This window comes from Rhodococcus sp. IEGM 1406 (assembly GCF_030056745.1).
Classification (GTDB): domain Bacteria; phylum Actinomycetota; class Actinomycetes; order Mycobacteriales; family Mycobacteriaceae; genus Rhodococcus_F; species Rhodococcus_F erythropolis.
This window is the reverse complement of sequence record NZ_JASHKO010000064.1, coordinates 1-209: the sequence shown is the minus strand read 5'-3', so window position 1 is coordinate 209 and position 209 is coordinate 1. Positions and strand designations below refer to the sequence as shown.

The following is a 209-nucleotide window of genomic DNA, read 5'->3' as shown; positions in this document are numbered from 1 at the left end:
CTGCGGGACTGTCGGCCAAGCGCGAGATGTCCACCACCATTATGGGCCAGGACATTTCGTGGCCCGTCATGATTTCACCGACCGGTGTGCAGGCAGTGCACCCCGACGGTGAGGTCGCGGTAGCTCGTGCGGCTGCAGCACGGGGAACAGCCCTCGGACTGAGTTCTTTCGCCAGCCAGACCATCGAAGAAGGTGCCGCGGCCCTCCCG

Annotated in this window: 1 protein-coding gene; it reads left to right on the top strand. The window is 65.1% G+C overall.

The features are described 5' to 3' along the window. The coding region (locus QM596_RS29660) for an alpha-hydroxy-acid oxidizing protein (protein ID WP_283310608.1) at positions 1 to 209 on the top strand (209 nt) is incomplete at both ends.